We start from the raw sequence: 24,421 nt of genomic DNA, 5'->3' as shown, positions 1-24,421 counted from the left end.
AAATCGCCGATGCGCTGGCAATCGACGCCGTGAATCCTGGAACGGGCAGGCAGCGGGATATAGCGGCAGATGGAGAAAAGACTTTCAATCAAAGCTTGATAATCTGCCGTTCATCCTGGGCGTGTTATCGGCGTCAGGCCCCGAGGCGATGCCATGGCATGAGGCGTGGCGCTCACCTTGAGGTGAGGAGAATTTCTCGATATTCCGAGACGTCAGGGGATTTTTGGCACTTGTTCGCGCATGCCTTCCAGCCCGGCCAGGTGGGTCGAAATGGCCAGGAACCAGATGCGAGCGGAAAACAGAGGGGTTGCGAAGCAACAAATTGGCAGTTCCGGACATTCCTCAAACAGTTTTCGGAATGTCCGGATTATGTGCCAGGTCAGACGAAATCGGGAGCGATCAGGCGCGGGATCGCCAGCACGAATTCCGGGAACAGGATCATCAACACGATCACGGCCAGCATCACACCCAGGTACAGCATGGTGGTCGCCATGGCCTTGAGCAGGGGGATGCCGCCGATCTTGGCGGAAATCATCAGACACAAGCCGTAGGGCGGCGTGATCAGGCCAAGGCCCAACGCCATGACGCCGATGACACCGAACTGCACAGGATGCACGCCTGCCGCCATCGCCAGCGGATAGAAGATGGGGGCCATGATCGCCATGGCGGGCAGGGCATCCATGAAGGTGCCGATCACCAGCAGCACGATGGTCATCACGATGAGCAGCACGGTCGGGTCCGTGATGCTGACGCCCGCCATCAGCTTCGGCGGAATCTGATAGAAGCTGATCAGATAGCCGAAGATGGCCGCGCCCACCAGACTGAACAGCGACAGCGAGCACAGCCTGACGGTGTCGGTGGAGGCATTGAGCAGCTTGGTGAGATCCAGCTCGCGATAGATCACGAAGCCCAGCACCAGCGCGTAGACCACCGCGATTACCGCAGCCTCTGTGGGCGTCACGATGCCCAGGGTGATGCCGCCGATGATCACGATCGGAATCCCTGAGGCCAGAAGACCATCCTTGCCGGAACTGGCCAGTTCCTTGAAGGAGGCGCGCTTGCGCACCGGCACGTTGTAGCGACGCACGTAGCGGGTATTGAGCAGCAGCTGAGCCACGCCAATCATCACGCCGGGCAGAATGCCGCCAAGAAACAGGCCGGCGATCGAGGTGTTGGTCAGCGCACCCCAGACGATCATGTTGATCGACGGCGGGATGATGGTGCCCATCACGGAGGAGGCGGCGGTGACCGCGACGGCGAAGCTGACCGGATAGCCTTCTCGCTTCATGGCCGGAATCAGTACCGTGCCCACGCCGGCACTGTCAGCGGTGGAGGAGCCGGAGACCCCGGCGAACAGCATGCTGACCAGCACATTGACGTGAGCCAGCGCACCACGGAAGTGGCCGACCAGGCGCATGCACAGCGTGATCAGGCGGTCGGTGATCCTCGCGGCATTCATCAGGTTGCCTGCGAGCAGGAACAGCGGCACGGCCAGCAGCACGAAGGAATCCATGCCGTTGTACATGCGCTGGAACATGATCCAGTAGGTCAGGCGCGGGTCCAGCAGGATCAGCGTGGTCGCCGTCAGCACCAGTGCCATGGCGATGGGAATGCCGATCACGATCAATACGCCCAGCACGCCGAACAGCAGCCAGGGCATCAGGTAGAGCCAGTCCATTGGCATCATGGCAGTGTTCTCCGGTCAGTCACATCATGCGCATGGCCGGCGATGGCGGGAGACAGAACGGCCTCCGTTTCTTCCGGCGTCGCCAGTTCTTCCGCCTCGTTGGGCGTATTGAGTGCCGCCTCCATGGCGGTCATGCCGTACAACCAGGCATGCAAGAGTCGCTGCAGGCTGAACAGCACGATGAAGATGCCGCTGGCGGTGAACACCGAATAGACGTAGATCATCGACAGCCCCGAGGCCATGGCACTGCGGCGCAGGCCCGACAGCGCGAAGTCCTTGCCGTGGATGATGAACAACACCCCCAGCAGCAGGCAGGCGAGATCACGGATCCAGCGCGTGACGAGGTCGGCACGACTGCCACGAGGGAAGGCTTCGAGCACGAAGTGATCGGCATGCAGCACCCCGACGGCGGTGCCCAGCATCACCATCCACTGGAATGCGAAGCGACTGAACTCCTCGGTCCAGAACAGGCGAGGCAGGAAGGCCAGGTTGCGACTGGCGATCTGATAGATGATGAAGACGATGAAGCTTGCCAGCAGCACCAGCAAGATGAGATAGAGCAGACGTTCGAGCGCCCGGTTGAGACGCGAGAGCCCTGTGAGCACAGAAGGCATGGCACTGTCCTCGAGAAGAGTGCGAGGGAAGGAGAGCGACGGCACGAGAGTGATGACACGCGAGGTGACGTGCGCCAGGGGCTGAGGAAGGTGGCGGGGCGCCTGTCCTGAAGCCAGAGATGGCTGCAGGTGAGGCACCCCGCCTGACATGCCTTACTTGACGGCGCGTACCTTGTCGTAGATGTCCTGCAGACCCATCTCGGCGATCACTTCCTTGAGCGGCTCAGCGACGATCTCCTGCATGCGCTCACGGTCGATCTCATGCAGCTTGGCACCCTGTTTCTCCAGCTCCGCGAGGGCTGCCGCGTCCTGTTCCAGCTGCACCTTGCGGGCGTAGGCCGCCGCTTCGTGCGCGGATTCCATCAATGTCTTCTGCTGCTGCTCATCCAGATTGTCCCAGGACATCTTGGACATGGTCAGCAGGCGCACGGTGATGTCGTGCTCAGACAGCGCGATGTTGGGGGCGACTTCGTGGAAACGCATGCGCAGGGTCCATTCCGGCTCGTTGAGCAGCCCGTGGATCGCGCCCAGCTGGATGGCGGTGTAGATCTCCTTCCAGGCCACCACGCTCGGTTCGACCCCGAGTGCCTGCCAGGCGACGATCAGCGGCTTGGTCGGGTTGGTACGCAGCTTGAGGCCCTTGAGGTCATCGAGTGAGGTGACCTCGCGCGAGCTGACGATATGCCGCTTGCCGCCCCCGAAGTAGGCCAGCACCTTCACATCGGTCTCGTCACTGATCTTCTGGGCAATCTGCTGGCCGACATCGCCATCCAGCACCTTCTGCCAGTGATCGACATCGCGATACAGGAAGGGAATCGTGAAGACGTTGGCGGTGGGCGAGAAGTCGGTGATCAGCCCGGGGCTTACGATGGACATGTCCAGCGCGCCGGCCATCTGTTGCTCGAACATCTCGGTCTCATGGCCCAGCACCGAGTTGCCCATGATGGTCATGGTGATGTCGCCATCGGTCTTCTCGGCGAGCAGGTCGCGCAGCCGCTCGGCGCCGAGTTGATAGGCGGTATCTTCGGTGCCGGCGTGGCCGAAGCGCAGCTCCATCGCCTGGGCGCTGGCCGAGACACCGAGCGTGGCGCCCAGCAGGGTGCCGGTGGTGGCGGCGATGGCCAGGCTCTTGCCTAGCCCTTTGCCCAGCCGGGAGCCCAGACGTGAGCGCTGGGAGGGAGAGGTGGGAATAGAGGTAGAGGTGGAGATAGAGCGAGAGGCATTGGTTGGATTGATCCAATTCAGCATGATGGCGTTTTCCTTGGCGTTGTTTGTTGTTGTGCCTTGCATCTTCTGGTCTTGCCGTGTTGCCGTGTTGCGCTTGCCAGACCGACAGTCTCCAGACTGCCGGTCCATGCTCGGGGGCTGCGCGGCTTGTCGATGCTCTCAAGGCATGACGTGCCGTTCAGCTGAAGCTTGGTGTCAGTCCTGCGGGGGCGTCGTCAGGACTCCCGCAGGAGCGGCGTATCTTGAGTTCCGGCGGCATGATGACGCTTTCTCGCTCGCCGCCGGGGTTGGCGATCCGGCGCAAGGCCAGGCGCGCCGCCTGCTCCCCGATGGCGTAGGGGTGCGTGGCGATACTGGTCAGGGGCGGGTCGCCCAGCTCGGCTTCCTCGACGTCATCGGTGCCGATCACGGCGCAGTCGCGGCCGGGCTCGAGCCCCATCTGGCGCAGGCCCAGCATGGCGCCGAAGGCCACCAGGTCGTTGTGGCAGACCACCGCCGTCGGGCGCGGGCTTTCCTGCATCAGACTCTTGATCAGTTCATGGCCGACGCGTCGGGTCACGCCGTTGCCGCGTACCAGACGGCGATAGGCCAGGCCGTGGCGGTCCAGCGCGGCCTGATAGCCTAGCCAGCGGTCATGGCTGACCGAGTGATCCGCGCCGCCGATGAAGGCGATGCGCTGATGGCCCAGGCTGACGAGATGATTGACGGCCATCTCGGCCACGCGCCGGAAATCGGTGCCGGCGTAATCGAAGGGCGGCGCGTCCAGATAGCGCATCACCTGGATGCAGGGCATGCCCCAGTCGGCCAGTTGATGGATCAGGTTGGGGTCCGTGTGTTCGGCGGGGCACAGCAGCAGGCCATCGACGCGATGTTCACGCATGCGCTCGATGAAGCGCTGCTGGCGCTCGGGGGAATCCTCGCTGTTGGCGAGGAATGACACATAGCCTTCCTGGTGCAGGGCGGCATCGATACCCGCGACCATGGAGCCGAAGAAGGGGTTGGCGATGTCATAGACCACCACGCCCAGGGTGGCGGTGCGGCTGCCACGCATGGCGGCGGCGCCACGGTTGTAGACATAGCCCAGCGCCTTGATGGAGGCCTGGACCTTCTCGCGGGTGCGCTTCGCCACCAGCGGGCTTTCGCGCAGCACCAGCGAGACCGTGCTGCGCGAGACCTTGGCGTGGGCCGCGATATCCTGGAGCGTGATGCTGCTCGAGGCGCCCTGAGTCGAATGGCCCTGAGTCGAATGGCCCTGTGATGACGGGTCGGCATCTTCCCGAGCAGGGGGTGGCGTGATGGGCGCTTTCATGGCGTCGTTCCTGGGCATTTTCTTGTTGTCATCCCAAGCCTGGGCTGGGGCGCTGGCGTTTTGGATTGTTCCAATTCCTTGTCGTCAGCATAGAGCAATCCCTCGGCTATCCCTTCAGCACTTTGGTCTGGCAGGCGGGTTTGTGCTAGCGGCGTGTCCAGTGGGCTTCATTGACCGCGCTCAAGGGGGATTCGCCTGCCAGCGCCAGCAGCAGGTTGTCCAGCGCACGCTGCGCCATGGCGCGCCGGGTCTCATGGGTCGCCGATCCGATATGCGGCAGCGCCACGACCTGAGGCAGGCGCGTCAGCGGCGAGCTTGCCGGCAGCGGTTCCTGCTCGAAGACATCCAGCCCCGCCCCGCGAATGCCGTCGCGCTCGAGACACTCGATCAAGGCGCCTTCATCGATGACGCGCCCGCGGGCGATGTTGATCAGAAAGGCGCTGGCGGGCATCAGATCCAGCTCGCGCTTGCCGATCAGGCGTTCGGTCTGCTCGCTGAGCGGGACGGTGACGCACACGAAGTCGCTGGTCTTGAGCAGTGAGTCCAGTTCGACGCGGGTCGCGCCAAGCTCGCTTTCCAGCTCAGGCTTGGGGGAGGCGTTCGAGTACTGGATGCGCATGTTGAAGCCGAGCGCGCCGCGCCGTGCGATCGCCGCGCCGATGCGCCCCATGCCGATCATGCCCAGCGTCTTGCCGTGCACATCCGTGCCGAAGTGGGACGGTGTGAGGCTCTCTGTCCATTGGCCATCGCGAACCTTGCAGGCCAGCTCCACCGCGCGCCGCGCCGTGGCCATGATCAACAGGAAGCCGGTGTCCGCCGTGGTCTCGGTCAGCACATCCGGGGTATTGCACAACAGGATGCCGCGCGCGTTCATCGCCTCCAGTGGGTAGTTGTCATAGCCCACCGAGACCGAGCAGATCACCCGCAGGTTGGGGGCGGCGTCCAGCAGCGCTGGCGTGATCACATGGCCTGAACTGATCAGGCCGTGGGCATCTCGCAGGGCATCGCGCAGCGCGTCTTCCCGCGCCTGTGCGGACAGACCCTCAGGCAACACCACGACATCATGATGCTCGCGCAGGGTGCTCATCTGGTCATCGTCGAGTGCCTTGAGCACGACGACCTTGCGGCGGGGCAGGGGATTGGCCGCGTCGCTGGCCATCTGGCTGGCTCCCTGGGGCGAGTAGTGCTGTGCGTGCATGGAGGTCTCCTTGAGTTCATGAGCGTTCGACACGAACGGATCGACAGGCGCGGATCGCGGCTCAGGACACGAGACTGGCGGCCTCTCCGTTCTCGATCGCCGTGAGTGTCTGGCGATCCGGCAGGCCCTCCATGTCACCGCGCACCTGCACCGCGCGACTGCCCAGCAGGTTGGCGCGCAGCATGGCAGCTTCAGGTGACAGTCCATCGAGCAAGGCGCTGATGGCACCCACCGCAAAGGCATCGCCGGCGCCGACGGTATCGACGACCTGGTCGACGCGCTGGCCGGGAACACTGAAGGCGGCTTCCTGGCCGCCGATCAGCCCACGGTAATAGCTGCCCTCAGGGCCGAGCTTGATGATGACGGCCTTGGCACCTTGTTCGAGGTAGTGGCCCGCGATGGCCTCGGGGGTCTTGTGGCCGGTCAGGCGTTCGCCTTCCGCCAGTCCCGGCAGCACCCAGTCAGCGCGGCTTGCCAGCTGATTGAGGGTGTCGCGCATCTCACGCTCGCTCGACCACAGGGTGGGGCGCAGATTGGGGTCGAACGAGATGCTGGCGCCTGCGGCGCGGGCCTGCTCGAAGAGGTGGAAGGACAGCTCGCGGCAGCTGGGGGAGATGGCCGGCGGAATGCCGGTGGCATGCAGGTGGCGCAGGGCGCTGAAATCGATGCCATCGGCATCGCGTGCATTCATGCGGCTGGCGGCACTGCCCTGGCGGAAGTACTCGACATGCGGGTCTTCGCCCTGACTGGCGCGCGCCTTGAACATCAGGCCGGTGGGCGCCTCGTTGTCCCGGGTCAGGTGGCGGCAGTCCAGGCCATTGTCTTGCAGGGTCTGGCGCAGATAGCACCCGAGACTGTCGTCGCCCACGCGGCTCAGCCAGCCGACATGAAAGCCCAGGCGGGCGAGGCCGATGGCGACGTTGGTGTCGGCCCCGGCGATACGGCGCTCGTAATGTGAGACGTGCGCAAGATCTCCCTCGCTCTCGGCGACCAGCATGGCCATGGCTTCGCCAAAGGCGAGGATTTCCAGTGGCGAGGAAGAAGGGGAAGAGGTGGGCGTCGAAGACGCGCTGGCTTGCTCAGACATCATGGCGTGTCCTTTGTCTTGGAGACATTCCTTGTATTTGTCAGGCATGACGGCGCGGCTGGCGAAGCCGCGCCCTCATGGTAGTGCTGTACCGATAGTGCTGCACCGATAGTGCTGCGCCGTCTTGCTGGTCGCGTGTCACTTGTTGCGTACTGATTGTCGCGTACCCGTTGCCGACAGACTCAGTGCTGGCGCGACTCAGTGCTGGCGCTTGCCGTCCACCAGGCGTGGCAGGTCGGCGCTGTCACGCAGGGTCGGGCTCAGCAGCGCTTCGGGCAGGTCCTGGTAGCACACCGGGCGCAGGAAGCGTTCGATCGCCGCGCTGCCCACCGAGGTGGTGCGGCTGTCGGAGGTGGCAGGCCAGGGGCCACCGTGGACCATCGCCTGACAGACCTCGACACCGGTCGGCCAGCCATTGGCGAGAATGCGACCCGCGCGACGCTCCAGTACCGGCATCAGGCTGCGCGCGGCATCGATATCGGCATCGTCCAGATGCAGGGTGGCGGTCAGCTGGCCTTCCAGGTGCTCGCAGACCGCACGCATCTCGTCCAGATCGCGACAGGCGATGACCAGTGAGCTGGCACCGAAGACTTCTTCCTGCAATGCGGCTTCACTCAGGAAGTCGCTGCCGGTGGTGCGGAACAGCGCGGTCTGACACGGGCTTGCGTTGTCGCCATCCAGCGCACCGCGCGCCACTTCCTGTACCTGAGGCAGGGCGGAGAGTTTCTCCACGCCACCGCGGTAGGCGTCATGAATGCCTGGCGTCAGCATCGTCTGGCAGGCACTGGCCGCGACGTTGTCGGCGGCGGTGTTGAGGAAGCGCTCCAGCGCTTCACCTTCCAGTGCCAGCACCAGCCCCGGATTGGTGCAGAACTGGCCGGCTCCCATGTTGAGCGAGGCGATGAAGGCCTGTCCCAGCGCTTCAGCGCGAGCTTCCAGCGCGGCCGGCATCAGCAGTACCGGGTTGATGCTGCTCATCTCGGCGTAGACCGGAATCGGTTGCGGGCGGGCTTGAGCCGTCTTGAGCAGTGCCGTACCGCCACTGCGCGACCCGGTGAAGCCGACGGCCTGAATGCGCGGGTCATTGACCAGTGCCTGGCCCAGGGTGTTGCCGCTGCCGTAGAGCAGCGAGAAGACGCCTTCCGGCAGGTTGCAGCGCTTCACGGCACGCTGGATGGCGCCGCCGACCAGCTCGGACGTGCCCGGGTGAGCGGAATGCGCCTTGACGATGACCGGACAGCCCGCCGCGAGGGCCGAGGCGGTATCGCCACCGGCCACCGAGAAGGCCAGCGGGAAGTTGCTGGCCCCGAACACCGCCACGGGGCCGAGACCGATGCGCCGCTGGCGCAGGTCGGCACGTGGCATCGGGCTGCGTTCCGGCATGGCCGGGTCGATGCGCACATCCAACCATTCCCCGGCGCGTACGACACCCGCGAACAGACGCAGCTGACCGCAGGTGCGGCCGCGTTCGCCTTCCAGACGTGCGCGCGGCAGGCCGGTTTCCTGCAGGGCGCGTTCGGTGATCTGCTCGCCGATGGCCTCGATTTCCTCGGCGATGGTCTCGAGGAAGCCGGCGCGGGTCTCGGCGTCCGTCTCCCGGAAGCTGTCGAAGGCGTCATGTGCCAGCTGGCAGGCCAGCTCCACCTCGCGGGCACCACCGGCCGGATAGGCGGGGTCCAGTCGTTCGCCATTGGCAGGATTGATGGCATGAACCGGCTTGCCGTCAGCCAGCAGGCTCTGCTGGCCGATGAGCTGATGGCCGCGCAGTGTCGTCTGATCGGAAGGTGACATGAGGCGTCTCTCTTTTCGTTGGGCGTGCTGTGCGTGGGACGTACGGTGCGTGGGGCCTGGGGTGCGTGGTAGGTGCTGTGCGTAGGACGCGCAGTGGGTCAAGGGGGCAGCCGCCTCGACAGGCCAGGCCGGTCGAGGCGTCACCGCCTTGGGGGTTGCGCGTCACTTCACGTCATTCCACCGCGCTGAAGGTGACAGGCGACATGCCTTACGGGCACATCTGGCCGCCGTTGATGTCGATCACCTGACCGGTGATGTAGCCACTGGTGGCGTGGGAGGCGAGGAACAGGAAGGTCGGCGCGCATTCTTCTGAGGTGCCGAAACGGCCCATGGCGATGCTGCCGGCGATCTTGGTGCGCAGCTCTTCGCTCTTGTCGGCATGGAAGACGGTATCGATGGTGCCCGGCGACACGATGTTGAAGCGCACGTTGTCCTTGGTGAATTCCTTCACCCAGTTGCGATGCAGGTTGTGCAGCATGGCCTTGGTGCCGCCGTACAGGGAGGCGCCCAGGCCGCCGCCTTCGCGACCCGCGATGGAGCCGGTGCTGATGACGCTGGCGGTGGTGCCGGAGTCCTTGGCGGAGGCCTTCAGGTGCGGCATGGCGTACTTGGTGGTCATGATCGCGGAGCGCAGGTTCAGGTCCATCACCAGGTCGAAGGCGGCATCGTCCAGACTCTCGAGTCCCGCACGCACGCCCAGGCCACCGGCGTTGTTGACCAGCACGTCCATGCCGCCGAAGGCCTTGGTGAAGTCTGCCACCAGTGCGGCGCAGCCTTCGCTGGTGGACAGATCACGTGCGAAATATTCAAAGCGTGCCCCGGTGGTTTCCAGCTGGGCGATGGCGTCACGCGCGGCGTCATCCTGCTGACGGCTGTTGATGCCGACCACGGCACCCTCACGGGCGAAGGCGACAGCGGCAGCCAGACCAATGCCCTTGGTAGAGCCGGTGATGAGAACTTTCTTCTGCTTGAGATCGGTGAACATGTGGGATTCCTGACGGTGGAAAGCCGTACGCTCTTGGAGGCGGCATGGCGAATGAAAGGTGGAGGGGCCTGCGGCGAGCATCGGCTCCCTCTCGGCACGAGTCACCTTAGCCCAGACAAACAGGATCGACAAACAAATAATGACAACTAGCGAATAGTGCTTTAGTGCAGTCCCGCCTCTCGACTGACATGAGAAGGCTGTTATGAAGCCCGGCTCGCGCGGTGCTGACTGGGGCTGTAGGAAGAGGGGACTGTGCTTATCAGGCAAGAGACTGATTTGTCGTAAAATCCCTGATAAATCCAATAAATCAACGGTTTGTGTCAATTCAAGCGATGCTGCTCGGCTAACGAGCCGCAAGACGTTGCGGCCATTGGATAAGGGTCGCAGGGGCTGGGGTCGGCTATCCTAGGGGTTGATCCGGCCAGCCCGTCACGACCTGCAACCCCCGCTCCCTCCCTGCCGTCCGTTTTTGGATTGGTCTAAAGTTCAAGTTGTCATAACTTGTAAAATTCGTGCATCCCGCTGACACTGATCTGCGTATTCGGGGCAGTCATCGCCAACCCCCAAAACGGCTGCCCCACGCTGCAACGCCACAATCGACACAGCCACGCAACGCCTCCATAACAAGACAACGAGAGAGTCTTCGCCATGCGTAAATTGTCACAAGTCCTCTGTGCCTCCGTGCTGACCCTGTCCGCTTCCTCGGTGATGGCAGCCGACTATCCCTACAAGCCCATCACGCTGATCGTGCCCTGGTCTGCCGGTGGCGGTACCGATGCGGTCGGTCGTCAGCTGGCGGCGGGCCTGCAGGAAGAGCTCGGTCAGCCGGTCAATGTGGTCAACAAGACCGGTGGTTCCGGGGTGGTGGGGCACATGGCCATGAAGATGGCGCGTCCCGACGGCTATACCCTGGGGCTTGGCACGGCAGAGATCGCCACCTATCAGCATATCGGCACCGCGCAACTGTCCTATGAGGACTTCACGCCGATCGCGCTGCTCAACCTGGACTACGCCTCCTTCACGGTGAATGCCGATTCCGAATGGAAGACACTGGATGATGCGCTGTCGGCACTGAAGGCCAACCCCAGTGACTACACCGTGTCCGGTTCTGCGCCGGGGGCGGCCTACCATCTGTCCTTCGCGGGCTTTTTGGATCAGCAGGGCATCAACCCGAATGACGTGACGCTGGTACCCAGCGAAGGCGCGGCACCGGGCCTGCAGGAACTGGCCGCCGGTGGCGTGGATATCGTGTTCTCCTCGCTGCCGGAAATCGAATCCATGCGCCAGTCGGGTCGCGTCAAGGCGCTGGCGGTACTCGCCAATGAACGTGTCGATTCCTTCGAGGGCATTCCGTCTGCCAAGGAGCTGACCGGCTCCGAGTGGAGCCAGGGTTCCTGGCGTGGTCTGGTCGGCCCTGAGGGCCTGCCGGAAGAGGTCACCGCGCGTCTGTCTGAAGCCACCGAGAAGGTCTGGAAGTCCGAGCAGTTCCAGGACTTCATGGCCAGTCGCGGTTACGGCACCGTGTGGGAAGATGCCGAAGGGTTCCGTGCCTTCATGAAAGATCAGGACGAAAAGAACGCTGCCACCATCGAAAAGCTGGGGCTGGCCAACTGAGCACGTCGCATCGCTTCGTGTTCGAACGTTTCCTCCTGAGTCTTCATGAGTAACCGCACATGCGTACCAACGACAAGGTAACGGGTGTGGTGACGGCAGCCTTCGGGGCTGCCGTCATATATGCCTCCCTCGACCTGAAGAACCTGCCGCGCCAAGAATATGGGGCCGGTACCTTTCCCACCGTCATCGGCGCACTGCTGATACTGTTCGGGGCCATCCTGCTCGTCCGTGGGCTGCGCAATCGTGAAGTCTGGTTTGCCTGGCAGCACCCCGTGCCGCTGATCACCTTCATTCTGACGCTGGTGGCCATCTGTGCCTCCATCATCGCCTACATCTATCTCACCCCGGTGGTCGGCTTCCCCGTGGTGTCCTTCGTATTGCTCACCTTGCTGCTCTACACCTTCCATCATCGTCGCTGGATGCCCGCTGCCGGCATCGCGGTGACGGCCACAGGGGTGATCTGGGGCGTGTTCGGCCAGTTGCTGCACGTGCCGCTCGAGCTGGGACTGCTGGAAAAGGTGATCTACTGATGAGTGACTTACTGCAAGCCGCCACGATGGTCTTCACCTGGGAAGTGATGCTGATCATCCTGGCCGCCTCCCTCTTCGGGCTGTTCATGGGCGCGATTCCGGGCCTGACCGCCACCATGGCCACGGCCCTGCTGGTGCCGGTCACCTTCTTCATGGACCCGCTGCCGGCCATCGCCGCCATCGTGTCCGCCACGGCCATGGCGATCGTGGCCGGGGACATTCCCGGGGCGCTGTTGCGAATCCCCGGTACGCCAGCCTCGGCGGTCTATACCGAGGAGGCCTATGCGATGGGCAAGCAGGGCAAGGTGGGCCTGGCACTGGGCCTCAACGTGACCTGCTCGATGATCGGCGGCGTGATCGGGGTGCTGATCCTGGCCTTCTTCGCACCGCGCATCGCCGAGTTCGCCATCCAGTTCACCAGCGATGAGTACTTCTGGCTGGCACTGCTGGGGCTGTCCTGCGCGATTCTCGTCTCGGGGCGTGATCCGCTCAAGGGCGGCATCTCGATGCTGGCGGGCCTGGTCATCGCGATGGTGGGCATGGACAGTGTCTCCGGCCAGATGCGTTTCACCTTCGGCAATTACGACCTGCTGGCCGGTATCTCCATCCTGCCGGTGTTGATCGGCCTGTTCGCGATCTCCGAGCTGATTCGCCGCATGCCCGAGACGCGCAACCCGGCGCCGATCGTACCGCCGGTCATCAAGCGTCCCTTCGAAGGCGTCGGCTCGACCCTGTGGAAGTACAAGGGCGGCGTGCTGCGCGGTGGGGCACTGGGAACCGTGATCGGCTCTCTGCCCGGCGCCGGTGCCGATATCGCCTCCTGGATCAGCTATGCCGTCAGCCGCAAGTTCTCCCGAACGCCGGAGAAGTTCGGCAAGGGCCATCCCGAAGGCCTGGTGTCGGCCAGTTCCGCCAACAATGCCTCGCTCTCCGGTGCCTACATTCCGGCGCTGGTGTTCGGTATCCCGGGCGATACGGTGACGGCGATCATCATCGGCGTCCTGATGACCAAGGGCATCACGCCGGGGCCGGATGTCTTCACCGACCAGGCACCGCTGGTGAACGCCATCTTCATGGTCTTCGTGCTGGCCAACCTGTTGCTGTTGCCGCTGGGCTTCATGGCGATCCGTGGGGCGCGTCACATCCTGTCGATTCCCACCGGTATCCTGTTCCCGCTGATCCTGATGTTCTGCATCGTCGGTGCCTTCGCAGCCAACAATGCCATGTTCGATATCTGGATCATGCTCGGCATCGGCCTGATGGGCTTCTTCATGGCCGAGAACGACTTCCCGGTCGGGCCGATGATTCTGGCGGTGATTCTCGGGCCGATCGTCGAGAGCAACTTCATGCGCTCGATTCTCAAGTCCAATGGCGACCTGACCGCCTTCGTGGACCGTCCCATCGCCATGGTGCTTGCCATCGCCGCGGTGGCGGTGTGGAGCATGATCATCGTCAATGGCGTGAAGGCAGGGCGCAAGGCACCGCAGGCAGAGGAAGCGACTCAGCCCCAGGATGCCTGAACGGGCGTCAGCCGCGCGGCCTTTCCTCAACTGGCAGGGTTTCCGGTAGAATTGCACACCATCCGACATGCCTGAAGGTGGACCAAGAGTGATGAGAAAGGGCGACATGACACGATGAGTGAAGCAGCCAAGCATTCACTGGCGCTGGTGGTCTACGAGAAGATTCTGGCGGCCATCATCAGCGGTGATTACCCCGTCAACAAGAAGCTGCCCACCGAGGCGCGCCTGTGCGAGCTGTATGAGGTGTCGCGGCCGGTGCTGCGTGATGCGCTGGCGCGGCTGCGCGAGGACAATCTCGTCGTCTCGCGGCGAGGCTCGGGCAGCTTCGTCATCAATCGACCCGACAGCGCCGTGCTCGAATTCGCGCGCATCTCCAGCATCGCCGACATTCAGCGTTGCTTCGAGTTTCGCACCAATGTCGAGGCCAGTGCGGCGGGCCTTGCCGCACTGCGGCGCACCCCGGAGCAGCTGGAGCACATTCGCCAGCGCTTCGAAGCCATCAACCAGGCCAATCTCAACCATGATCGCGCCTCGGATGAAGACTTCGAGTTCCATCTGGCGATCACCGAAGCGGCCAGCAATCACTACTACGCCACCGTGCTGCGCTCGCTCAACCAGAGCATCAAGGAGGGCATGAACCTGACGCGCGGCCTGTCACTGCGCGCCTCGGAGGAGCGCCTGCGCATCGTGCAGGATGAGCATCAGGCGATCATCGATGCGATTGCCGACAAGGACGCCTCGGCGGCCGAAAGCGCGATGCGGGCGCATCTCGAAGGCGCGCGCCGACGCATGTTCGAAGGCGTTCATGCGCCTTAGCCTCTCAAGAAGTAAGCCCCACAATAGGCAAGCCCCTCCAGAGGTTAGCCCCTCGACAGGTAAGCATTTCGCCAAGAAGTCATGACCCACGACAATGCCTCTGATCGTCACCGATCAGAGGCATTGTCGTATCAGGAGGCGTGAAAACGCGGCCTGCAGGCACGCAAGCAGCCTATGAAGATAGGCCGAGCACGATGCTCGCAAGGCTAGTGTTCGCCCAGCCAGCGACGCGCCACGGCGACGGCGCGTGGCAGGCTGCGGCACCAGATGAGCTTGTGTGCACGCGTGCGAATGCCGGCCCGGCGCAGCTTGACGATCAGATGGCTCGGAAGCCCCGCCAGAATCAGCGCCACTCGCTGGTGATGCATGTCATCGATCAGGGATTTCAGGGCCACGATGGCCGTGCCATCCATGCTCGGTACATCGCTCATGTCGAGAATCACGACCCGGACCCTGTCATCGACCAGGCGCAGTGAGGTCAGCGCCTTCTCGGCCACGCCGAAGAACAGGGGGCCATCGATGTCGTAGAGCGCGATGGCGCTGCTGTCGCTTCCCTCGCACGGTGTCTGGCGAAGCGCCTCGCCCTGTGGCGTGTCGGTGATCTGGCGGGTCTGCGTCAGCTGCATCATGCGGCGTATGAACAGCGCCGCCGCCAGACCGACGCCAACTGCTACCGCCAGCACCATGTTGAACAGCACGGTGAGGCCGAAGCAGATCAACAGGATCGCCACATCGCCTCCCGGGGCGGAACGCAGGCTATGCACGAAGTGGCGAGCTTCACTCATGTTCCAGGCGACGATGAACAGCAGCGCCGCCAATGTTGCCATCGGCACCTTCCCCAGCAGATCCGCCAGTGCGATCACCGCAAGCAGTACCACCGCGGAATGCACCACTGCCGCCAGTGGTGAACGGGCTCCGCAGCGAATGTTGGTGGCGGTGCGTGCGATGGCGGCAGTGGCCGTAATGCCCGCGAACAACGGTGCTATCAGATTTCCCAGCCCCTGGCCGATCAACTCCGCATCCGGGTCATGGCGCGTTCGCGTCAGTCCATCGGATACCACCGAGCACAGCAGGGATTCGATCGCCCCCAGCATGGCAATGGCGATGGCGGGCCCCATCAATGCACGGATCAGCTCGAAATCCAGTGTCAGCGGCTGGCCATTCACGTCGGGCAGCTGCCAGGGAGCCACCAACGTTGGGGCGATGGGCGGAATGCCCGTGCCGCTGCTGCCCGCCGCTTCCCAGCTGAAGCGAGAGGCGATGGTTTCCACCAGCGGGCCCTGGGTGTCACCGCCGAAGGCGAGGTCGAGCGCATGGGCCGCCAGTGCACCGACGATCAAGCCGACCAGTGGTGCAGGGGCGGGCAGGTGCAGGCGTGGCCACAGCAGCATGACGGCCAGTGAAAAGACCCCGATGGAGAGCTCATGAGGGTTCAGCGTCGGCAGGGCGACCAGAATATGCCCGACATTCTCGACGAAGTGCTCGCTGAGCTGTCCGACACTCAGGCCCAGAAAGTCAGGCACCTGCAGGACGGCGATCACCACGGCGATGCCGGCGGTAAAGCCGAGCACGACCGGATAGGGCACGAACTGGATCAGCCGCCCCATGTGCGTCAGCCCCAGCAGTATCAGAATCGCCCCCGCCATCATGGTGGCGATCAACAGGCCGCCGAGTCCGTACTGCTGAACGATGGGAAACAGGATCACCACTAAGGCCGCGGTGGGCCCGGAGACGTTGACGCGTGAGCCGCCCGTCATGGCGATGATTGCCCCCGCGACGATGGCCGTGTAGAGGCCGTGCTGTGGCGCGACCCCGGCCGCGATGGCCAGTGCCATGGACAGCGGCACTGCCACGGTGCCGATGGTCAACCCGGCCAGGATGTCCTGACGCAGATCGGTGAGGCCGTAGCCTGAGTGCCATGCACTGCGCAGGCCGGTGGCAATCGGGGGCAGGCGCATGGGAGAGCGCTTGGAGGTCATCGGGGCGGGTCCTCGCGGAGGGAATCTCGACGCTGAACCTGGTGCTGGCCGTATCAGGGCATGGCGTGGCATGTCCGAACATGACACTGCGCCAGGCGACAGCAGGCCAGCCGTCTGTGACGGACTGCCCTGTCATGATCACATGATAATTAAATGGTAAAAACATTAACATGTAATTAGCATGATCGTCATTCGCTTGCCCAGAGGTTCGGCGCGGGTTCACAAGGATTGGCTTGTCGGTATCGGCGTCCCGGCATTACCATCTGATGTTAATGATTTCGGGAGAGCTGAAGATGGAAAAGAAGACCGCACGCCTGACCCTGATGATTGACCCGCACAAGAAGCAGGCCTTCGAGCAGCTGTGTGCCTCGCAGGATCAGACGCCGTCTCAGGTCGTCCGTCAGTTGATCCGCGAGTATCTGCAGGCGCATGGCGTCGAGTACGCGTCCCAGCCCGGGCGTCCACAACCCCCATCTTCCTGAACGAGCGGGTTGGGTGGGGCGCTCTGACAAGCCCTGCGCTGATGAGCCTGCTCTGACGCAAGAAACAAGAAGCCCCTGACAGGCGAACCGGTCAGGGGCTTCTTGTTTTTGCACTACCTCACGTAGATGAAGGGTGCAGGCTTATAGGTTTCTCACGGGGCATGAAGGCTTGACCTCAGGAACATGTTCTAGCGTGCGCTGGAAATTTCCATCGTTGCATCCTGCTCTCTCCCTCTTGAGATATCAGGCGATCTCGATCTGATAACGGAACTCGCTGGCGATACCGTAGGAGCGCCTCAGCTCCAACGGAGTGCCATCAAAGCCGCTGGCGATACGGTCGATCACCACGACTGGTGTCTCGAGGGCTACACCTAGCAGCTCAGAGGTAGATGCGTCTGCCACGCCGATGGAGAGTGTTTCCCGCGCATGGGCGACCAGCTGCCCACATAGTGTTTCGTAGGTCGGGTAGAGCAGGTCACCCAGTGCATCCTTCGGGGTTTCGAGCAGTGCGGCAAAGCGCTTCTGAGGGAGCCAGATCCGCTCATGGAACAGCGGTTTTCCCTCCAGGCGGCGTAGACGCTCCAAGTGGATGACTCCTGCTCTGGCTCCAAGGTTCAGTGCCTGCCTGACATGCTGGCTGGCTGGCTCGCTCTCCAATGACAGGATATCGCTCTCCGGAATCCGGGTAATGCCCTGCGAGTCGACCTGACGGAAGAAGCGCGACAACGAATGCGTGAATTCCGGGCGGCGAACGAAGGTACCGCGTCCTTGCTGGCGCTCCAGGATACCGTCCTGCACCAGTGTCTCGATGGCCTTGCGAACCGTGCCGATCGCGACTTCATACTCTCGCGTCATCTCGGCTTCGGTCGGGATGGGGGTGCCCGGCACCCAATGACCCTCGGCGATCTGCAGAAGGAATTCATCGCGAAGGCGCTGGTAAAGCGGTAGTCGGCTGTCCGTTCCAGTGATCCCCCGAACTGACCGTGCTTGCGGCATGCATTACTCCTTTGGTCATGGGTCTCTGCTATCAGCGTAAGTTTTACGCTAACCTGTCACTCGAAATACATATATATGTTTGCATGAATTACGGGAGGCATGGCCTGATATTCCTGCTTCCTGACATACACATCGATAGTGAGTGACCCTGATGACTGTAGATTCACTGACTTCCTGTCGTGGCGTTGATTGCCACGCCCATGTCTTTCTTCATGACCTCCCCATGGTGGAAGGTCGTCGCTATTGCCCTGAGTATGATGCCACGGTCGACGCATATCTGGCGCAGCTGGATTCGCAGGGGCTGTCACATGGCCTGCTGGTCCAGCCAAGCTTTCTGGGCACCGACAATCGTTTCCTGCTGCAGGCGCTTGCCGCATCTCCTGAGCGCCTCAAGGGCGTGGTAGTGGTTGACAGTGCCATCTCCATGGCGGAGCTGGATCGCATGGGAGCGAAGGGCGTGGTCGGCATTCGCCTCAATCTGATCGGTGCGACACCGGCGGACTATCTCGGGGAGGAATGGCTGTCGCTCTATCGTGAGCTGGCGCGCCGCCGATGGCATGTAGAAATCCAGCGCAGCGTGGCCGATCTCGCCGACTTTCTGCCGAGCTTGATCGAGACTGGCGTGACACTGGTGATCGACCACTTCGGCCTGCCGAAGGAGGGTGAGCTTACTCCTGGACTCCCCGATCATCAGCGCTTTCTGACGCTGGTGAGTTCTCCGCAGCTGTGGGTCAAGGTCTCCGCGCCGTATCGCTCGGGCGCAACGCTTGAGCAGTCACGACGCTCGCTCGCCGTGTTGCGCCAGGCCATGGGCAATGACCAGCGGCTGATCTGGGGCAGCGACTGGCCGCACACCCGTTTCGAACACGTGGCCGATCATGCAGCCCAGACCCGGTGCATGCGCGAGCTGTTGTTGAGCCCGGAGCTGATCGAACAGGTAATGATCCACAACCCGCGTCGTCTGCTGCAGCTGTAACTTCATTGTCCTGCCACATCTGCCCTGTCCCCACATAACAAGAGTGTTCGCCATGTCGAGTCTTGTCGTCATACTGGCCATCGTGGTCTCGATCGTCTTGGGCTATCGCTTGCGCCTGAACATCGGTCTGTTCGCCATTGCCTTCTCCTATCTGATTGGCTGCTTCTGGCTTGGAATGTCGCCCAACGAGGTGATCGGCCTATGGCCGCTGAAGATCTTCTTCATCATCTTCTCGGTCTGTCTGTTCTATAACTTCGCCATCGTCAACGGCACGCTTGAGAAGCTGGCGGAACATCTGCTGTACCGCTGTCGCAATGTGCCAGCCTTGTTGCCGTTTGCCATCTTCTTTTCGTCGGTGATCATCTCGGCGTTGGGTGCAGGCTACTACACGGTACTGGCCTTCATGGCGCCCATCACACTTTTGTTGTGCGACAAGACTCGCCTGTCGCTGATCGTCGGTGCCATGGCGGTCAACTACGGCGCGCTGGCGGGGGCCAACTTCGTTTCCAGTCAGAGTGGCATCATCTTTCAAGGCTTGATGACCGGTGCCGGCATCTCGTCCGGTGATGCCTTCCATTACAGTTTCGGCATCTTCCTGGCGACCATGGTCGTGCCCATCGTGGTGCTGGGGCTGCTGGTGCTGTTCTCGCTGCGAGAAAGTCAGGGCGGTGTGCAGATTACTGATGCAGCCCAGCCCTCGCCGATGAACCGTGAGCAGCGACTGACATTGCGTCTGACGTTGCTGTTGATGGTCACCGTATTGGCACCGCCGATCACCGCGATGATCCTGCCGGACAATGCGCTGGTGGCTTACGTCAACGACCGCATCAACATAGGGTTGATTGCCAGCGTGTTCTCGGTGATCGCGTTGTTGATGAAGCTGGGGGATGAGCGCAAGGCGATCGCCTCGCTGCCGTGGGGCACTATCATCATGATCTGTGGTGTCGGCATGCTGATCTCGATTGCCATCAAGGTCGGCACTATCGATCTTCTGGCTTCCTGGGTGAGCGGCAATATTCCGGTCTACGCGGTGCCGATCGTATTTGGAGTGATCTCGGCGATCATGTCGCTTTTCGCCAGCACTTTGGGAGTGGTGACGCCTGCGTTGTTCCCTGTCGTGCCGGCGTTGGCCACCCAGCTGGGAATTGACCCGATGATCCTGTTTGTCGCCATTGTCATCGGTGCTCAGTCCACCGCCATCTCGCCATTCTCTTCCGGCGGTAGCCTGATTCTGGGTTCATGTCCCAGTGAAGAGCGTCGCAATGACCTACTGCCCAAGCTGCTGTTCAAGGCGGCGCCGTTGGGCTTCGGGGCTGCGCTGATCTTCAATTTCCTGTTCGCTTTCGTGTATTGAGGAGCGGAGATTTCTCTCCACCTTCTGTAAGCAGAAGCTCTTGCAAGCTCTGACGCAAGAAACAAGAAGCCCCTGACAGGTTCGCCTGTCAGGGGCTTTCGTCTTCAGGGGCAAGGGTGCCGTCCTGCTTGCTCAGGGGAGCGGGATCATTGGCAGAATCTGGCGGGCGACAGGCTGCGCGCGTATTCCGGCAGGGGGTCGTGCGCCACCGTGCGTGCCACCAGGTCGCCCGTCTCGCCCGAGAGTGTCAGGCCCAGGTGGCCATGCCCATAGGCGAGCAGCAGGCCGGGGCAGCCGGGCATTTCGCCTACTACCGGCAGGCCATCGGGGGTGGAGTGGCGCACGCCCATCCAGTGGCGGGCGACGTCGAGTGGCTGACCGAAGAGTGTCTCGCCCCATTGCTTGAGGGCTTGCCAACGCTCCGGCGAGGCGGGGCGCGATGGCGCGCAGAACTCGGTGGTGCCCGCCAGGCGAATGCCTGCGGCCATGGGCGAGGCGTAGAAGTGATGCGCCAGCCAGCCCACCGGGCGCGAGAGTGGCAGCGAGGTGGCGAGCTCGATGTGATAGCCGCGCTCGCTGACCACCGGCAGACGCTTGCCGAGTCCTGCCAGCAGCGTATTGCTCGCGATACCGGCGCAGATCACCACATGCGAAACCTCCTGCGAGGTGGTGGCGGTGTCGATGCGCCAGCCACCACTGGAAAGCGGCGTGAGGGCATCGACCTGCTGCGCCGTCCACTCAAGGCCGCCTTTTTCGAGCTGTGCGAAGAGCTGGCGGCTGAGTGACAGCGGGCTGGTGAGATGGCGGGTATCAGGGTAGTAGAGGCCGCCTGCCAGTCCCTTCGAGTTGAGCGACGGTTCCAGATCCCGCAGCTCGCTTGCGCCCAGTGCCTGACATTCGACTCCGTCATGACGTTTCGCCTGGGCCATCTTCTCCAGCGATGCCGGGGTGATGGCGGTGTCGCGCTGGATCTGCAGGCAGCCTGTCTGGCTGGCCAGTGCAGTGGGCGCTTTGGTCTGCAGGTCATCGATCAGGGCATGCTGTCGTTCGACGGCATTGGCCAGCAGGGCGATCAGGTCCGCCTTGTGGCGCTGGAAATTGGAGGGCGTTGCCGCCTTGAGGAAGCGCCAGCCGAAATCCGCGAGGGCAGGCGTGTGGCGCAGGGCGATGGCAAGGGAGGGCTGCCTGCTCAGCAGGTGGCCCGGCAGCTGGCGCAGGGTATCGCCGCTGGCCATCGGTGAGGTGGCGTAGTTGGCGATGAGGCCGGCGTTGCCGAAGGAGGTGCCTTCGCCGATGGGGTTCGGGTCATACAGTCGAACGTGATAGCCACGTGCCTGCAAGGCGCGGCAGGTCGCCAGACCGATGATGCCGGCGCCAATGACGGCAATGCTGTCGTGACTCGCCGCTTCGGCGGCGGAGGATTGCGGGGTCATCGCGCGTACTCTCTTTGCCGGTCATGCCGGGCGGATTGCCCGACATGATCGGCGTGATGAAGACGGTGGCAGGGCCATGACAGAGCCTTGGAAGACTCATGGTCGAGCGGCGCAGGCCCTGCCGATGGCTCAGTTGTCGCGGTAGAACTTCCAGGAGGCGATGGCGATGCCCACGGCGGTGAGGATGCTCAGCAGGCAGATCACATACAGGGTCAGTCCGAACATGGTCAGGTCCTCAGGAGTGGGTGGGCTGGGATGGGGCGTTCTTGCCGTTGTGGTCCGGCGCCGCGTTCAAGAACTGGTAGACGAGGGTGAAGACCACGATATTGGCGATGACGCCGGCGATCAGCGGCGTGATGCCGCTCAATGCCTCAAGCTCCAGGCTGCTCCACTTCCAGATGCTGGTGGCCAGTGCCCCGGCGAGCATCGCGGCAATGCCGGCCCGCTTGCAGCGAATCTTGAACAGCACGGCGAAGATGAACGGTAGCAGGATGGTCGGCGCCCACAGCGCGTAGCTCAGCAGCAGCGCATCGATGATCGAGGTGGCGTAAAGCGCGAAGACGATGGCGCCCAGCCCGATGGCCAGATTGACGCCGCGCTCGATCCACAGCTGCTGCTTGCCGGACATGGCGGGATTGATGAAGGGCTTGTAGATGTCGGTCACGAAGATGACTGCTGCCGAGTTCAGGTAGGAATCCGCCGTCGACATCACCACGGCCAGCAGTGAGGCGAGCACTAGACCGGTCAGGCCCAGCGGCAGGGCGTCACGAATCAGTTCCGGCATGGCTTGATCCGGCGAGATCTGCGGATAGAGCACCAGCGCGATCAGGCCGATGGTGGAGCTGACGGCATAGAACAGCAGACCGAAGCCGCCGGCCAGCGAGTAGCCGATCTTGGCATGACGGGAATCCGGTGCCGACAGGGCGCGCTGGGTGTAGGGCGGGACGAGGGTCTCGCCGAGCAGGAAGGCGATAAAGATGCTGATGAACATCAGCGGCGTGTAATCGCCCATGATGCTGAAGTGCTCGGTGGGCAGCGCGGCGATCAGGGCATCGGGGCCACCGATCTTGTCGAGTCCGACGATCATGGTGATGGGCAGGAAGACCGCGAGCATCACGAACTGCACCACGTCGGTCTGGATCACGGCCCACATGCCGCCGGCCGTGGAGTACACCAGCACAACCGCCATGCCGATCAGGATGCCGGTGCTGATCTCGATGCCCAGGATGGCATTGAAGACGGTACCGATGGCCAGCGCCTGAGCGCCGAGGATGCCCACGCAGAAGATCAGCGAGAAGATGCCGGTCAGCAGGCGAGCGCTGCGACCATAGTGATGCGCCATGATGTCACCGACCGTTTGGGCGCCCGCATAGCGCTTGAGGCGCGGTGCGATGTAGAGGCCTGCGATGATGGTGGCGATGGGAAAGGCGGAGGCCGCGAACATGAAGGCGTAGCCCTCATCGAAGGCCTTGCCGGCGCGGCCCATCGAGGCGCCCCCGCCGAGGAAGGAAGCGGCGAGCGTGGCGAACAGCACCGGCCAGATGATTTTGTTGCCGGCGACGGCGAAGTCGGCACTGCTGGAGGTCTTCTTGGCACTGCGGTAGCCGATGTAGAGCAGTATCGCGAAATACAGCAATAGCCCCATGAGGTCGATCATATGCATTGTCTGTGGCCCTTTGTTGTTGGTTATGAGGGTCTGGTCAGCTTCCTCCCGCAGGGGGTATAAGCACAACTAAAGGCTGTCTATTAAGTCATAAGAACAATTTAGAGTCTGCCCGAGAAAGGCTAGTCTCGAGAATCCGGACATGAGTGCCCCGCCGCGAGAGCTTTGTCACAAGAGCTCTGCCACGAGAGCCCTGCCACGAGATGAGAGCCCAGCCGTCATGAAACTCAGACACAACCTGCGTCAATTGCAGATCTTTCAGGAAGTGGTACGCACGGGCAGTCTCTCCCAGGCAGCGCGTCGCCTGGCCATCACCCAACCCGCGGTGAGCACGGCGATCACCAATCTGGAAAGCGAAGTCGGCTTTCTGCTCTTTCGCCGCAACCACTACGGCACCCAGTTGACGCCGGAAGCCGTCCATCTGGCCGAAGGGGTCGACAAGGTGCTGGCCTCGGTGGGCCACCTTGATGAGCTGACCGATGGGCTGCGTGACGGCCATGCCGGCAAGCTCACCGTGGCCTCGATGCCGGGGCTGTCTCCCACGGTGATGCCCCGAGTGATGGCGCGCTATCTGGTTGACTTCCCCGACAGCCGTCTGTCGTTGCAGACGTTCAGTTCGCGCAAGATCGCCGAGTGGGTCGCCGAGGGCCAGTTCGATCTCGGCGTCATCGAGTCGGACGCCGCCATCGAGGAGCTGGTGCTCGAGGAGTATCGGCTGTGCATGGCGCTTGCGGTTCCCGAAGGCAATCCTCTCGCCGAGAAGGCATCACTGAGCCCGGCGGACCTGGCCGGGGAGACCATCATCACGCTGGACCAGCATCACCAGAGCACTCTGAAACTCGCGCGGGCCTTCCAGCAGGTCGGCATGACCTTGCAGGCGAGCATCGAGACCCATCTGTTTCCCTCGGTCGCGATGCTCGTCAACGAAGGGCTGGGGATCGCCCTGATCGATCCGGTGACGGCGGAGGCGATGCTGGCACGTCGCGATTGCCATCTGCGCATCGTGCCCTTCACACCGACCATCACTCTGGATGTCGCGCTGGTCACCTCGCGCTTTCATCCCGTCTCGCGTCAGGGGCAGCGCTTCATGCCCTATCTGGCGGCGGAGCTGGCCGCCTGGCAGCAACGCTCGCAGGACAGGTACGCGCCAGGCGCCTGAG

General features: G+C 62.9%; 20 protein-coding genes. 8 read left to right on the top strand and 12 right to left on the bottom strand.

The annotated features are described in order from the left end of the window. Positions 1 to 379: 379 nt before the first annotated feature. The 8 genes from U0O11_RS10330 to U0O11_RS10295 form a co-directional block, all read right to left on the bottom strand. Positions 380 to 1,687 carry a TRAP transporter large permease gene (locus tag U0O11_RS10330; RefSeq protein ID WP_191237251.1) on the bottom strand — a complete coding sequence of 436 codons (1,308 nt, stop codon included), beginning with the start codon at positions 1,685 to 1,687 and terminating at the stop codon, positions 380 to 382. Continuing rightward, complete coding sequence (locus U0O11_RS10325) at positions 1,684 to 2,301, bottom strand: TRAP transporter small permease (protein ID WP_324689802.1); 618 nt, start codon at positions 2,299 to 2,301, stop codon at positions 1,684 to 1,686. The genes U0O11_RS10330 and U0O11_RS10325 overlap by 4 nt, the downstream gene beginning before the upstream one ends. Positions 2,302 to 2,454: 153 nt before the next feature. Next, positions 2,455 to 3,549, bottom strand: a complete 1,095-nt coding sequence (locus U0O11_RS10320) for a TRAP transporter substrate-binding protein (RefSeq protein WP_324689799.1) — start codon at positions 3,547 to 3,549, stop codon at positions 2,455 to 2,457. A 157-nt stretch (positions 3,550 to 3,706) separates the two neighbouring features. Beyond that, a complete protein-coding gene (locus tag U0O11_RS10315; protein WP_324689798.1) occupies positions 3,707 to 4,837 on the bottom strand; it encodes a LacI family DNA-binding transcriptional regulator in 1,131 nt (376 codons plus the stop codon). A 145-nt stretch (positions 4,838 to 4,982) separates the two neighbouring features. After that, positions 4,983 to 5,996: a 2-hydroxyacid dehydrogenase gene (locus tag U0O11_RS10310; RefSeq protein WP_442872656.1), complete on the bottom strand. Its 1,014-nt coding sequence runs from the start codon at positions 5,994 to 5,996 to the stop codon at positions 4,983 to 4,985. 100 nt (positions 5,997 to 6,096) lie between these two features. Next, positions 6,097 to 7,125, bottom strand: coding sequence for a sugar kinase (locus U0O11_RS10305; protein ID WP_324689794.1), 1,029 nt, complete (start codon positions 7,123 to 7,125; stop codon positions 6,097 to 6,099). Between the two features lie 195 nt (positions 7,126 to 7,320). Further along, on the bottom strand, positions 7,321 to 8,913 hold the full coding sequence (locus tag U0O11_RS10300; RefSeq protein ID WP_324689792.1) for an aldehyde dehydrogenase (NADP(+)): 1,593 nt from the start codon (positions 8,911 to 8,913) through the stop codon (positions 7,321 to 7,323). Positions 8,914 to 9,121: 208 nt separating this feature from the next. Further along, entirely contained in the window at positions 9,122 to 9,898 is a 777-nt protein-coding gene (locus U0O11_RS10295) for an SDR family NAD(P)-dependent oxidoreductase (RefSeq protein ID WP_324689790.1), read from the bottom strand. A gap of 648 nt (positions 9,899 to 10,546) precedes the next feature. On the opposite strand from U0O11_RS10295, the gene U0O11_RS10290 reads away from it, so the two are divergent. The 4 genes from U0O11_RS10290 to U0O11_RS10275 all read left to right on the top strand — a co-directional run bounded on the left by U0O11_RS10290 (position 10,547) and on the right by U0O11_RS10275 (position 14,378). Next, positions 10,547 to 11,512 (top strand): Bug family tripartite tricarboxylate transporter substrate binding protein, encoded by a 966-nt coding sequence (locus U0O11_RS10290; RefSeq protein ID WP_324689788.1) that lies wholly within the window; start codon positions 10,547 to 10,549, stop codon positions 11,510 to 11,512. Between the two features lie 59 nt (positions 11,513 to 11,571). Then, positions 11,572 to 12,042, top strand: a complete 471-nt coding sequence (locus tag U0O11_RS10285) for a tripartite tricarboxylate transporter TctB family protein (protein WP_107334525.1) — start codon at positions 11,572 to 11,574, stop codon at positions 12,040 to 12,042. Continuing rightward, positions 12,042 to 13,562, top strand: coding sequence for a tripartite tricarboxylate transporter permease (locus U0O11_RS10280; protein ID WP_043334188.1), 1,521 nt, complete (start codon positions 12,042 to 12,044; stop codon positions 13,560 to 13,562). The genes U0O11_RS10285 and U0O11_RS10280 overlap by 1 nt, the downstream gene beginning before the upstream one ends. A gap of 114 nt (positions 13,563 to 13,676) precedes the next feature. Beyond that, entirely contained in the window at positions 13,677 to 14,378 is a 702-nt protein-coding gene (locus tag U0O11_RS10275; protein WP_324689784.1) for a FadR/GntR family transcriptional regulator, read from the top strand. A 206-nt stretch (positions 14,379 to 14,584) separates the two neighbouring features. On the opposite strand, the gene dauA is transcribed toward U0O11_RS10275, so the two are convergent. After that, positions 14,585 to 16,357: a C4-dicarboxylic acid transporter DauA gene (gene dauA / locus U0O11_RS10270; RefSeq protein WP_324689782.1), complete on the bottom strand. Its 1,773-nt coding sequence runs from the start codon at positions 16,355 to 16,357 to the stop codon at positions 14,585 to 14,587. A gap of 293 nt (positions 16,358 to 16,650) precedes the next feature. On the opposite strand from dauA, the gene U0O11_RS10265 reads away from it, so the two are divergent. Then, complete coding sequence (locus U0O11_RS10265; RefSeq protein WP_131432268.1) at positions 16,651 to 16,839, top strand: CopG family transcriptional regulator; 189 nt, start codon at positions 16,651 to 16,653, stop codon at positions 16,837 to 16,839. Positions 16,840 to 17,082: 243 nt separating this feature from the next. On the opposite strand, the gene U0O11_RS10260 is transcribed toward U0O11_RS10265, so the two are convergent. After that, positions 17,083 to 17,835 (bottom strand): GntR family transcriptional regulator, encoded by a 753-nt coding sequence (locus U0O11_RS10260; protein WP_215823002.1) that lies wholly within the window; start codon positions 17,833 to 17,835, stop codon positions 17,083 to 17,085. A 151-nt stretch (positions 17,836 to 17,986) separates the two neighbouring features. Between U0O11_RS10260 and U0O11_RS10255 the strand changes: the two genes are divergently transcribed. Both U0O11_RS10255 and U0O11_RS10250 read left to right on the top strand, forming a co-directional pair. Beyond that, positions 17,987 to 18,811 (top strand): amidohydrolase family protein, encoded by an 825-nt coding sequence (locus U0O11_RS10255; protein WP_276315199.1) that lies wholly within the window; start codon positions 17,987 to 17,989, stop codon positions 18,809 to 18,811. A gap of 52 nt (positions 18,812 to 18,863) precedes the next feature. Then, positions 18,864 to 20,165, top strand: coding sequence for an SLC13 family permease (locus U0O11_RS10250; protein ID WP_324689777.1), 1,302 nt, complete (start codon positions 18,864 to 18,866; stop codon positions 20,163 to 20,165). 146 nt (positions 20,166 to 20,311) lie between these two features. Here U0O11_RS10250 and U0O11_RS10245 read toward each other — a convergent pair whose 3' ends face one another. Next, positions 20,312 to 21,598: an FAD-dependent oxidoreductase gene (locus U0O11_RS10245; protein ID WP_324689775.1), complete on the bottom strand. Its 1,287-nt coding sequence runs from the start codon at positions 21,596 to 21,598 to the stop codon at positions 20,312 to 20,314. 235 nt (positions 21,599 to 21,833) lie between these two features. Continuing rightward, positions 21,834 to 23,261 carry a sodium:solute symporter family protein gene (locus tag U0O11_RS10240; RefSeq protein WP_324689773.1) on the bottom strand — a complete coding sequence of 476 codons (1,428 nt, stop codon included), beginning with the start codon at positions 23,259 to 23,261 and terminating at the stop codon, positions 21,834 to 21,836. 220 nt (positions 23,262 to 23,481) lie between these two features. Between U0O11_RS10240 and U0O11_RS10235 the strand changes: the two genes are divergently transcribed. Next, a complete protein-coding gene (locus U0O11_RS10235; RefSeq protein ID WP_054557146.1) occupies positions 23,482 to 24,420 on the top strand; it encodes a LysR family transcriptional regulator in 939 nt (312 codons plus the stop codon). Position 24,421 lies beyond the last annotated feature (1 nt).

Origin of the sequence: Cobetia sp. D5 (assembly GCF_035666195.1) — a bacterium.
GTDB classification, from domain to species: domain Bacteria; phylum Pseudomonadota; class Gammaproteobacteria; order Pseudomonadales; family Halomonadaceae; genus Cobetia; species Cobetia amphilecti.
The sequence above is the reverse complement of the archived record's forward strand: the minus strand, read 5'-3'. Positions and strand labels throughout refer to the sequence as shown.